This window comes from Clostridium kluyveri, assembly GCF_001902295.1.
Lineage (GTDB): Bacteria > Bacillota > Clostridia > Clostridiales > Clostridiaceae > Clostridium_B > Clostridium_B kluyveri_B.
In genome coordinates, this window is the sequence record NZ_CP018335.1 from 1,961,926 (window position 1) to 1,974,426 (window position 12,501).

13 protein-coding genes are annotated in these 12,501 nt (G+C 29.7%); 12 read left to right on the plus strand and 1 reads right to left on the minus strand.

Features of this window, described 5'->3' with window-relative positions:
* Positions 1–55 precede the first annotated feature (55 nt).
* The 8 genes from BS101_RS09520 (at position 56) to BS101_RS09555 (ending at position 7,897) form a co-directional block, all read left to right on the plus strand.
* Positions 56–781: an HAD-IB family hydrolase gene (locus BS101_RS09520; protein WP_073538605.1), complete on the plus strand. Its 726-nt coding sequence runs from the start codon at positions 56–58 to the stop codon at positions 779–781.
* A gap of 64 nt (positions 782–845) precedes the next feature.
* On the plus strand, positions 846–1,502 hold the full coding sequence (locus tag BS101_RS09525; RefSeq protein WP_073538606.1) for a ribonuclease H-like domain-containing protein: 657 nt from the start codon (positions 846–848) through the stop codon (positions 1,500–1,502).
* Positions 1,503–1,796: 294 nt separating this feature from the next.
* The gene (gene argC / locus BS101_RS09530; RefSeq protein WP_073538607.1) at positions 1,797–2,831 is read left to right on the plus strand and encodes an N-acetyl-gamma-glutamyl-phosphate reductase; all 1,035 of its coding nucleotides are present in this window, start codon (positions 1,797–1,799) and stop codon (positions 2,829–2,831) included.
* Between the two features lie 25 nt (positions 2,832–2,856).
* Positions 2,857–4,077: a bifunctional glutamate N-acetyltransferase/amino-acid acetyltransferase ArgJ gene (gene argJ / locus BS101_RS09535; protein WP_073538608.1), complete on the plus strand. Its 1,221-nt coding sequence runs from the start codon at positions 2,857–2,859 to the stop codon at positions 4,075–4,077.
* A gap of 17 nt (positions 4,078–4,094) precedes the next feature.
* Entirely contained in the window at positions 4,095–4,946 is an 852-nt protein-coding gene (argB, locus tag BS101_RS09540; protein ID WP_073538609.1) for an acetylglutamate kinase, read from the plus strand.
* 12 nt (positions 4,947–4,958) lie between these two features.
* Positions 4,959–6,131: an aspartate aminotransferase family protein gene (locus BS101_RS09545; RefSeq protein ID WP_073538610.1), complete on the plus strand. Its 1,173-nt coding sequence runs from the start codon at positions 4,959–4,961 to the stop codon at positions 6,129–6,131.
* A gap of 151 nt (positions 6,132–6,282) precedes the next feature.
* Entirely contained in the window at positions 6,283–7,182 is a 900-nt protein-coding gene (locus BS101_RS09550; RefSeq protein WP_073538611.1) for a potassium channel family protein, read from the plus strand.
* A 229-nt stretch (positions 7,183–7,411) separates the two neighbouring features.
* Entirely contained in the window at positions 7,412–7,897 is a 486-nt protein-coding gene (locus BS101_RS09555) for an S-ribosylhomocysteine lyase (protein ID WP_073538612.1), read from the plus strand.
* A 110-nt stretch (positions 7,898–8,007) separates the two neighbouring features.
* Here the strand turns inward: BS101_RS09555 and BS101_RS09560 are convergent, their stop codons facing one another.
* Positions 8,008–8,766 (minus strand): tRNA threonylcarbamoyladenosine dehydratase, encoded by a 759-nt coding sequence (locus BS101_RS09560; RefSeq protein ID WP_073538613.1) that lies wholly within the window; start codon positions 8,764–8,766, stop codon positions 8,008–8,010.
* A 308-nt stretch (positions 8,767–9,074) separates the two neighbouring features.
* Here BS101_RS09560 and BS101_RS09565 point away from each other — a divergent pair, with 308 nt between their 5' ends.
* The 4 genes from BS101_RS09565 (at position 9,075) to BS101_RS09580 (ending at position 12,408) form a co-directional block, all read left to right on the plus strand.
* Complete coding sequence (locus BS101_RS09565) at positions 9,075–9,902, plus strand: carbon-nitrogen hydrolase family protein (protein WP_073538614.1); 828 nt, start codon at positions 9,075–9,077, stop codon at positions 9,900–9,902.
* Positions 9,903–10,048: 146 nt separating this feature from the next.
* Positions 10,049–11,440, plus strand: coding sequence for a glycosyltransferase family 2 protein (locus tag BS101_RS09570; RefSeq protein ID WP_073541225.1), 1,392 nt, complete (start codon positions 10,049–10,051; stop codon positions 11,438–11,440).
* 87 nt (positions 11,441–11,527) lie between these two features.
* Positions 11,528–12,247, plus strand: coding sequence for a pseudouridine synthase (locus BS101_RS09575; RefSeq protein ID WP_073538615.1), 720 nt, complete (start codon positions 11,528–11,530; stop codon positions 12,245–12,247).
* Positions 12,244–12,408: a YpmA family protein gene (locus BS101_RS09580; protein ID WP_073538616.1), complete on the plus strand. Its 165-nt coding sequence runs from the start codon at positions 12,244–12,246 to the stop codon at positions 12,406–12,408. The genes BS101_RS09575 and BS101_RS09580 overlap by 4 nt, the downstream gene beginning before the upstream one ends.
* Positions 12,409–12,501 lie beyond the last annotated feature (93 nt).

Below are 12,501 nucleotides of genomic sequence, written 5' to 3' on the forward strand. Positions count from 1 at the left end.
ATAAGATAGTAATATTGTGTATTTTAATTTTAATAATATATAAGGAGAATGGAATATGAGTATTGCAGCTTTTTTTGATATTGACGGTACTTTATATAGAGAAGGTCTTATAACGGAAGTTTTTAAAAAATTAGTAAAATATGAAATAATACCTGGAGAAAGATGGTATAAGGAAGTAAAACCTGAATATGAAAGATGGGATAAAAGAAAGGGTAACTACGACAACTATCTTCTGAAAATGGCAAATATATATATAGAAGCTATAAAAGGACTCCATAGATCTCAAATAGAATTTATAGCTAAAACTGTAGTGGCTCAGAAAGGAGATAGGGTATATTCTTATACCAGAGATATGCTAAAATGGCATAAAGAAAATAAACACATAGTAGTAACTGTATCTGGAAGTCCTGTAGAGCTAGTTAGAGAAATGGCAATTAAATATGGATTTGACGATTATGTAGGAGCTGTATATATAAGAAATGAGGATAATATATATACAGGAGAGGTAGTTCCTATGTGGGATAGCACTAGCAAAGAAAAAGCCATAAAGATGTTAACTGAAAAATATAGTATAGATTTAGATAAAAGTTATGCTTATGGGGATACTTTAGGTGATTTTTCTATGATGAAGATGGTGAAAAATCCAGTTTGTGTAAATCCAACCAGAGAACTGGTGAGAAAGGTGTTAGAAGACCCTGAGGTAAGCAGTAGGGTAAAAATAGTAGTTGAGAGGAAAGATATGATATATAAGCTTGGAGCTTCTTGTATAAAGGAAATCTGAATCTTATATATCATAATAGTATATGAAACTGTGTGGCTAAAAGGAATTGGAAAAGAGTGGTAATGTGATAGAGAGACTTAACAATGTAGATGTTGAAAGACCTATAGTAGAAAATTCATTGAAGATAGAGAAAAGCAGGTGTATTTTTAGAGATGCTATATTTTTTGATTTAGAGCATTATATATACAAAAAACCTATATGTATAGGGGTGTTTGGATGCTGTTTTTATGACCATGAAAATGAAGTGTTAAAAGTGACACAGTATATGATAGAAAATAAAAAAGATGCAAAATTAATACTGCAGCTGGCAAAAGAATACTTTGAAAATATGATTAGAGAGAATAAAAAGTATATAGTAACCTTTTCGGGAAATAATGATTTCACAGTTATAAATTATCTTTTTGAAAAATACAATATGGAATTTAATAATATAGAAGATTATTTTATAAGTGTAGATCTGCAAAAACAGTATGAAAAAGAAATCCATAAATCTATAGGACTTAAAGCATTGGAAAAAGAATTTGGAATTACAAGAGAGGATAAAGTTATAAGCGGCTCAAATTTAGCTAAAACCTTTAGTAAAATAATTAAAGATAGCGAGTATATAAATAGAATGCCCCAGGTAAAAAAAGAAAAGATATTATTATACAATGAGCAGGATATAGTGAGCTTGTTTAACATATATACAAAATGGAATAATGTATTTATAGGTAATAAATAGTAAATTAGTGATAATTATATTTGTGATATAAAAGTTTTTGTACATTTATAAAAACTTTTATTTTTTTATTATTGTATATTTATAATGAAGTAATTCTAAGGTTAATAGGAGTTTGCTCAAGAAAAATGCTTTTTTATATGAATTTTTCAAGCACTTATAAAAAAATATTAAATTAATTTTTATAAAAAAATATTGCATATTTATTTATAAAGTCATATAATAACTACATATTTAAAAAATATGTAGTTATTATATTTTTATAGGCAATTATGATCTAAAAGGAGGTAAATTAATTTGGTACAAGTAGGCGTTGTTGGGGGAACAGGTTATGTAGGAGCAGAATTAATAAGGCTCTTATCAAATCATAACAAAATAAAAATATCAGGGATATCATCTACAAGTTATGAAGGTAAATCTATTAATAGCCTATATCCAGGTTTTTATGATTTGAAAGAACTTGTATGTGAAAAGGATGATGAGGTTATAAAAAGAAGTGATTTGATTTTTTTAGCTCTGCCTAGCGGAGTAAGTGAACCTATTGTAGAAAAGGCAGTGGCCAAAGATAAAATATGTATAGATATGGGTGCAGATTTTAGATTTAAAAATGAATCTTCATATAAAAAATGGTATGGTAAAAATTTTATTACACCAAAGTTGCATGAAAGTTCTGTGTATGGACTTCCAGAGCTAAATAGAGAATATATAAAAAAATCCCGAATTATAGGAAATCCAGGATGTTATGCCACTTCTGTTCAAATTGGTGTTTTACCCCTTATTTCTGAAGGATTAATAGAAGAAAAAGGTATAATTGCAGATTGTAAATCAGGATTAACTGGTGCAGGGAAAACTCTTAGTGAAAGTAGTCATTTTGTAAATTGTAATGAGAGTTTTAGTGCTTATAAGGTCGCAAATCACAGGCATACTCCAGAAATAGAGGAAAATTTAAATAGTGTATCAAAAGAGGAGGTAAAGCTTACTTTTATTCCACATTTAATTCCAATAAACAGGGGTATTTTGTCTACCATATATACAACCCCTAAGGGTCCAATAGATATAGAAAAAATACACCAGAAATATTGTGAATTCTATAAAGAGGAACCTTTTGTAAGAATTCTTCCTCTAGGGGAAGTATCTAAGATAAACAATGTAAGACTTTCTAATTATTGCTGTATTTCTATACATTATGACAGCGAAAATAATAAACTTATAATCATATCATGTTTAGATAATATGATAAAAGGAGCAGCAGGACAGGCAATTCAAAATATGAATATTGTATTAGGTTTTGATGAAAAAGAAGGACTTACTGCCCTGCCAGCTGTTTTTTAATTAAATTTTAAGGAGGACATTTAAGATGAATTTAGAAATTATAGAAGGAGGAATTACCTCTCCTAAAGGTTTTACAGCTTCAGGAATTAGCTGTGGCCTTAAGAAGAATAATTTGCAGGATTTAGCTCTTGTAATGTCAACTAAACTTTGTAATTCAGCAGGGGTATACACTAAAAACATAGTTAAGGGGGCACCTCTTTTAGTAACTAAAGATCATTTAGAAAATAAGAAGGCTCAAGCCATAATTATAAATAGCGGAAATGCCAATACCTGTACAGGGGAAGATGGAATAAATCATGCAAAAGAAATGTGTAAATATACAGGGGAAGAATTACAAATTGAAGAGGATAATGTACTTGTAGCTTCCACAGGAATTATAGGGGTAAAATTAAATATTGGTGCCATAAAAGAAGCCATTCCACGACTTGCTAAAAAGTTAAATAAAAATGGTGGAAAGGATGCAGCAAGGGCTATACTTACCACAGATACCTTTAAAAAGACATTGGCTGTAACCCTGGAACTTGGAGGAAAAACTGTAGTAATTGGAGCTATGGCTAAGGGTTCTGGAATGATACATCCTAATATGGCAACTATGCTTTCTTTTATTACCACAGATATAAATATAGATGCCAACCTTTTAGACAAGGCATTAAAAGAAAGTGTAAAAGTAAGCTATAATAGGATCTCTGTAGATGGAGATACCTCTACAAATGATATGGTACTTGTCATGGCCAATGGATTAGCTGAAAATTCCATTATAGATGAGGAAAATGAAGATTATAACACATTTTTAGAGGCATTAAAGAAGTTAAATATAGAATTGGCTAAAATGATTGCAAAAGATGGAGAGGGTGCTACTAAATTAATAGAATGCACGGTTATGAATGTACCTGGAGAAAAGGAAGGTGAAATTCTAGGTAAATCTGTAATATGTTCAAGTCTTGTAAAAACTGCTTTATTTGGACGAAATGCCAATTGGGGCAGAATATTAGATGCTATTGGATATTCTGGAGTGGACTTTGATATAAATAAACTGGAAGTATCCATGGAAAGTTCAAAGGGGAGTATATTGGTATTTAAAAATGGTAATCCTGTAGATTTTTCAATTGAAAAATCTGTAGACATACTTTCAGAAAATACAGTAGGCATAGTTTTAAATTTTAACTCTGGGAATTACAGTGTATGCTGCTGGGGATGTGATTTAACTTATGATTATGTAAAGATTAATGGAAGCTATATGTCTTAAGGGAGGTACGGGAGGAATTGAATTATAATGAGGTGGCAAAAATATTAGCGGAATCACTGCCATATATTCAAAAATACAGAGGAAAAACAATAGTTGTTAAGTATGGTGGCAGTGCTATGTTGGATGAACAGCTTAAAAAATATGTTATAAATGATTTAGTACTTATGAAATGTGTGGGAATAAATTTAGTAGTTGTTCATGGAGGAGGTCCATTTATTTCTTCTTATTTAAAAAAGTTAAACAAGGAAAGTATTTTTATAGATGGATTAAGATATACAGATGAAGAAACTATGGATGTAGTTCAGATGGTACTTAGTGGAAAGGTAAATAAAGATCTGGTAAAATTAATTCAAAGTTATGGTGGAAAAGCCCTTGGACTTTGTGGAATAGATGGAGCTATGATAAAAGCTGAAAAAATCTCCAAAGGCGTAGATTTGGGAAAAGTAGGAGAGATAACAGATATAAATACTGAAATCATTATAAGTTCTATAGATAATGGATATATTCCTGTAATAAGCAGTATAGCTCTTGGGGATGATAACGAAACCTATAATATAAATGCAGATACATGTACCTTTAAAATTGCGGCAGCTCTAAAAGCACAAAATTTAATACTTCTTACAGACGTACCTGGAGTTATGAGGGACATAGATGATAACTCCACTTTAATTTCAGAATTAAGGTTAAAGGATATTAAAGCTCTGTATGAAGATAATATTATAAAAGGAGGGATGTTGCCAAAAATTAATTGTTGTGTTGAGGCCATTAAGTCGGGAGTTAAGAGTGCACACATTATTGACGGTAGAGTACCTCATTGTCTTCTTGTGGAATTATTTTCAAAAGAAGGTATAGGAACTATGATTTATTAGGAGGAGATTAATTTGGATTATTTAAATTATGCAAAAGAATATCTTATGAATACTTATAACCATCTTCCTGTGGTATTCACTCACGGAGAAGGGTGTAAGTTATTTGATACGGATAATAAGGAATATCTGGATTTTACATCAGGTATTGGCGTAATGTCTCTAGGCTATGGAAATAAGAACTGGATTAAAGCTGTAGAAGCCCAACTGGAAAAAGTAGTTCATACTTCTAATATATTTTTGAATATTCCTGTATTGGAACTAGCCAAAAAATTTACTGAAATTTCAAATATGACTAAAGTGTTTTTTTGTAATTCTGGTGCAGAAGCTAATGAAGGAGCCATAAAATTAGCAAGAAAGTATAGTTTTGATAAACATGGAAAGGCTAGAAATACTATACTTACATTGAAAAAGAGTTTTCATGGAAGAACTATAACTACATTAAAAGCAGGAGGACAGGAAAAGCTTCATAAATATTTTTACCCCTTTACTGAAGGTTTTAAATATGCAGAGGCCAATGTAGAAGAATTAGAAAAATCCATAGATTCATCAATTTGTGCTATTATGATAGAACCTATTCAGGGAGAAGGAGGAATAAATCCACTAAGTGAAGAATTTATTCATAAGGTTTTTGAAATAGCAGAGAAGGAAGATATCTTGGTTATATGTGACGAAATTCAATGTGGTATAGGAAGAACAGGAAAGATCTATGGTTTTAATAATTATGGTGTTTGTCCAGATATTATATCCACTGCAAAAGGTCTTGGAGGAGGATTACCTATAGGTGCTGTGCTCTGTAATGAAAAATTGAACAATACCTTTGAATATGGAGATCATGGCTCTACTTTTGGAGGAAATCCTGTTTGTGCAGCAGGTGCCCTAGAAGTATTGAACATAATAAGTGAGGATTCTTTTTTAGAGGAAGTAAGTGAAAAAGGGGAATTTATTAAGGAGTATTTTAAAAGTAAAAATAAAAAGAACATATTAGAAGTTCGTGGAATGGGACTTATGATAGGAATAGAAATTGAAGGGGAAGCATCCAAGGTACAAAAGAAAGCTCTCCAAAAAGGTCTTCTTGTATTAACCGCAGGACCAAATGTAGTGAGATTATTACCACCTCTTATTATTCCAAAAGAAGAATTAGAAGCAGGATTAAATACACTATATGAAATTATAGAGGAAGAGTAATTTATATATTAAAAATATATTTAAATCAAGTAAAAGAAATCTGCTGTAATTTAAGTAGATTTCTTTTTATTATAATAAATAAATGTGATAATAACCTCTTTGTAAAAGTATAAATAGATATATCTATTTTATTAATATAGAGGTTACATTTATGAGGTGGTTTATTAATTTACATAAGCTTGAGAAAAAGACTATTTTACTTATGTTAGCATTGCTTTATGTGAGCATATTATTTTCTTTTGGATTTATTTACTGGGACATAGCCAATGATTCCCAGGGAGAATTTTTTATATTCCAAAATGATGTGAACATGAATACAAAGGTAGAAGCCTTTAGAAAGAGTTTGAATATCCCCATATATAATAAGGAATTTAAAGACATGGTAAAATATTTAATATCCTCTAATGAATATAAAAGACCTATTGCAAAATTAGAAGCTCCTGGATCCTCATTTTCTGCAAACATATTCGCCTTTGATAAAATATTAGGAGAAAATTGGGCTAATTATTATTATCTTTTATTTCAAAGTCAAGGTATTACCCATATAAGTATAGAAGACTTAGGAGAAGATAAAGTGAGTAGTAAATTTAATAGTAATAAGTTAAAAATATGTTTTTACAAGATAAATGAGGAGGAAAAATATAAGGATTTTAAGAGCTATAAAAAAAGTGATAAGAACAAATTTGAAAAAGTAGACAGCAAATATGTTTGGATAAATAATTATACCTTACTTTATAATGAAATTTTTAGGAAGGAATATTTTTATTATCCTCTAAATTTTTATTTTCCAAAGCTTATAGAAAACTCCATATCTTTTTTAGATGATAGTCCTTTGGTACTGAGAGCTATAATAAATGGAAATTTCAAATATCCAATATGGAATTTTATGTATTTTAGTGCTGTTACTATGACTACATTAGGTTATGGAGATATTTTGCCTAATTCTATGGTTGTTAGGATATTGGTTATGCTTGAAACTATATTTGGAGTAATTATAATAGGGGTATTTGTATCCTGTTTGTTTTGGAATAAAAAATCAAATGATTCTTAGGTTCAGGAGGAGTTTGCTGTAGGGAAATGCTTTTCTCCACTTAAACTTATGGGATTTTGAAACTAAAAAAATTTACATTATATATATTATGTAAATTTAAAGTTAAAGTAAACAAGTAGCATAGAAAAATATAAAAATATATACTATAATTATAAAAAAGTGCAAAAAACTAAAGATGAAATAGTAAACAATAAAAATTATAATAATAAAAATGGAATGGAGAGAAAACATGGAGAAAATCACTAGTTTTACAATTAATCACTTGGAACTATTGCCTGGGGTATATGTTTCAAGGCAGGATAATATTAATGGAGCAATAATAACTACCTTTGATATTAGGATGACAAGACCAAATTTTGAACCAGTAATGAATACTGCTGAACTTCATACTATTGAGCATTTGGGAGCAACCTTTTTAAGAAATCACAGCGAGTATGGCAGTAAGATAGTTTATTTTGGTCCTATGGGCTGTAGAACAGGATTATATTTATTATTAGGAAGTGATAGAGGATTTGAATCAAGGGAAATTATAGGGTTAGTTAAAGAGATGTTTCAATTTATTGCAGAATATGAGGGTGAAATTCCAGGTGCACTGCCAAAAGATTGTGGAAATTATCTTGATATGAACTTACCTATGGCTAAATATTTAGCAAAAAAATATTTAGAGAATGTGCTGGATAATATTGGTGAAAAAAATCTTAATTATCCTAAATAAAGTAATTCTTAGGCCCAGAAGGTGCTAAAATCAGCTAATCCCCCAGCTTTTTCAAAGGTGGGGATTAGCTGATTTTAGCGTTTGGGTAGGTTCTTTTCTAAAGATAAAAATTAATTCAATGACAGTATATCTTTAATTACCTCACCTGCTATTATCATTCCTGCCACGGGAGGAACAAAGGAATTGCTAGAGGGTATTTGACGTTTTGACAGGCATTTTTTTGAGCCACCAGTGCATACACAGCCTTCCTTGCAGGTTATGACTTCTTCTATTTTTGGTTTTTTAGGTATTTCCTCGGAATACAATACCTTTAAGTTTTTTATTTTTCGTTTTTTGAGTTCATGTCTCATTACTTTAGCTAGGGGACATATTTTTGTATCATAAATGTCAGATATCTTAAATTTAGTAGGATCTAGTTTATTTCCAGTCCCCATACAACTAATTATATTTATATTATGATTTTTACACCATACTATAAGGGATATTTTTGAAGATACTGTATCAATGGCATCTATTACATAATCCGTGGAAGGAGGTATAATGGCATCTATATTACTTTCATCTGCAAATATTTTATAAGATTCCACCTTACAATTGGGATTTATATCTAAAATTCTATCTTTTAAAACATCTGCTTTATATTTACCTATTGTATGGAAGTTGGCATGTATCTGTCTGTTTATATTTGTTAGACAAACAGTATCATCATCTACTATGACAATATGACCTATACCTCCTCTTACCAGAGCTTCAAGGGTAAAACTTCCTACACCACCTAAACCAAATAGTACTATAGTACTGTGTTTTAATTTTTTTAAAGCTTCTTTTCCAAACAGTAGTTCGGTTCTGGAAAGGGCATGTTGTTTCATTAAATGATCTCCTATTCATAATAGTTTAATTATTTTTAACTTAAATGACAATATTAAAATTATATAATGTACAGTATTTTTAATCAATAGTCTTATAGCACTAAGTAATTCTTATTTGGGTGGAATTTTCTATAATGTGAAGTATTAGCTTTTTAATGGATTAGTAAATTGTATCTTAAATATTAAATTTTTATCTATCGTTGAATAGTCCACAATAATAAACTATAATTAAGGGTATATAGTAATTAATTGTAAGGTTTCAAATGCTTAAAACAATACGTGAGGTAATTAAAAGAGGGTGTTTTATTATGAAAATAGGTTTGTGTCAAATGATGGTTTTGAAGTCTTCAAAAAGTGACAATGTAAAAAGAGCAAAGGAATATATACGGAAGGCTGCAAATAAAGGAGCTGACATAGTAGCATTACCGGAAATGTTTAATTGTTACTATAATATTAAGTATTTTAGAGAATATGCAGAAAAGGATAATTGCAAGGGAGAAACTTTAAGCATGTTGTCCTCTGCGGCTAAAGAGATGGGAATATATATAGTTGGAGGCTCCATACCTGAAATTGATGATAAAGGAAATATATATAATGCTTCTTTTGTATTTAATGATAAAGGAGAATTAATAGGGAAGCATAGAAAAATGCATTTATTTGATATAGATATAAAAGGTAAAATAACATTTAAGGAGTCAGATGTTTTAACTCCAGGAGACAAAGTTACTGTAATAGATACAAAGTGGGGAAAAATAGGTGTAGCTATATGTTATGATGTAAGATTTCCTGAACTTATGAGGCTTATGGCACTTCAAGGGGCAAAAATCATATTTATTCCAGCTTCTTTTAATACAACTACAGGACCATCTCATTGGGAACTGTTATTTAGAAGTGCTGCAGTAGAAAATCAACTATATACCGTAGGAATATCACCAGCAAGAAATATAAATTATTCTTATGTTGCCTATGGAAATTCTCTTATAGTAGATCCCTGGGGGAAGATATTAAATATATTAGATGAAAAAGAGGGAATACTATTATCGGAGATAGATTTGGAATATATATATGAAGTAAGAAAATCTATACCTGTATTTGAGCATAGAAGAGAGGATTTATATAAAATTACTTTAGCATGAAAAGAAAAAATATATAAGTTTTGTTAGTCAGAATATTTCGACATATACCACATAAGTAAAAATCTGTGGTATCATGATATACGGTATTTTATGTATATTTGTTTCAGTATAATAGAATAAATATATTATAAGGAAGGATTTTTGTGATGAAAGAGTTTATTTTTAATTTTACAGCTATTTTTCAAATATCGATTTTTACAATCACAATGTATTACCTAATACTTTCTTTATTTGGACTCTATAAAAGAAGAGATAATGGTGCAGAAAAATGTATGCCTAAAAATACTTTTGCACTTTTAGTAGCAGCTCATAATGAAGAGATGGTTATTGCAAAAATAATAGAGAGTCTAAAAGATATTGACTATCCCAAAGATATGTATGATATTTTTGTTATTGCGGATAATTGTGATGATGATACAGCATCTATAGCAAGAAAATATAATGTAAATGTATTTGAAAGAAAAGTTCCGGATAAAAAGGGAAAGGGATATGCACTGGAATGGATGTTCAATAAAATATTTAAGATGGATAAACAATATGATTCTATAGCTGTTTTTGATGCGGATAATTTGGTTTCAAAAAATTTTTTAATAGAAATGAATTATAAACTATGTCAAGGATATAAAGTTGTTCAAGGTTACATAGATAGTAAAAATCCCAATGATTCATGGATAACAGGTTCTTATTCAATTTCTTTTTGGACCGCCAACAGGCTTTTTCAACTTTCTAGGTCAAATCTTGGATTATCAAATCAAATCGGAGGCACAGGCTTTTGTATGAATACGGAGATACTAAAGCAGCTTGGATGGGGTGCTACTTGTTTGACTGAAGATTTAGAATTTACCTGTAAATTAGTACTAAATGGATATAAGGTAGGATGGGCTCATAATGCTGTAGTATATGATGAAAAGCCTTTAACACTAAAACAATCCTGGCATCAAAGAAAAAGATGGATGAAAGGATTTACTGATGTTGCCTCAAGGTTTTTCTTTAAACTTATAAAAAAGGCACTAAGAGATAAAAATCTCACTGCACTTGACTGTGCCATATATACTGTACAGCCTTTTGTCACCTTGTTAATAGGGCTTTCAGCTTTTATAACTATTCTACAGAATACCCATGGTTTAAATATATTTGTTATAAATATATATTTTATACCTATATTATGGAAAGCATTTAGTATAGTTCAATTTCTAGTAACCCCCTTTATAATGATGTTAGAAAATAAACTGTCAAAGAAGATGTTTTCTATATTTGTTCTATATTCCTTCAATATAGTAGTACTCGCGCTGGTGTTTGATTCACCTACTCTATTAGAGACGGTATCTGGAAGTATTTTATATCTTTTGATATTTGTAATAGGCATATCCTTATTAGGAGGTAAAAATTCTCTTAGAATATTTATATGGTATCTGCTCTATGGTATATATACTTTAACATGGATACCGATAACAATACAAGGAATATTGGACAAGAATAACAAAGAATGGAATCACACTAAACATATAAGACAAATAAGTATACAGGAAGTAGAATAATAAAATTAATCCTCAATGTATGACTGAGGATTAATTTTATTATTTAAGTATACTATAATATATTTAATATACGAGTAGGATGATAATATGATAGAAAGATTACATAAATACATGGCTGCCTGCGGGGTAGCGTCAAGAAGAAAATGTGAACATATAATATCTGAGGGAAGAGTAAAAGTAAATGGAGCAGTTATAAGTAAACTGGGAACAACAATTGATGATGAGAGAGATGAAATTCTAGTAGATAATAAAATAATAAAGAAAGAAAATAAAAAGGTGTATATATTATTAAATAAGCCGAGAGGATATATATCTTCTGTTAAAGATGATAGGGGACGCAAAACACTTCTTGATATAGTAAAGGTAAATGAAAGGGTCTATCCCATAGGAAGGCTTGACTATAACACATCAGGAGCCATAATACTTACCAATGACGGGGAAGTATATAATAATATAGCTCATCCAGGGAGTAATAAATCTAAGATATATATTGCTGCAATAAAAGGAATACCTTCTAATGAGGAAATAAAACGATTTGAAAATGGCATAGATATAGGAGGATATATAACAGCTGAGGCAAAATTTGATTTTATTAGTTCAAATAAGGAAAGTTCAAAAGTAAAAATAGAAATACATGAAGGAAGAAACAGACAGGTTAGAAAAATGTGTGATGCCATAGGCCATCCTGTAATAACTTTAATGAGAATTGCCATAGGAGATATAAAACTAGGCAATCTTAAGGAGGGAGCGTGGAGATATTTAAGTGAAAAAGAAATACAATATATAAAAGGTGGAAAGTTATTATGAAGAATGAGTTAAAATTAATTTCATCAAAAGAATTTAGTGACTATGAAGATATGTATAAAATTGTGGATTTTTTGAATAAAAATTTAAATGGTTATGGTTTTACTTTTGGAATATGCGAGAAAGATAATAAAAGTGTAATAAATATTTATAAACATGATTAAATAGTTAATTGAATAAACAATTGAATATTATATTGATAATTTACTCAATAGATGTTAAAATGAAACAAATATTGCAAAGTTGACATGGATGGA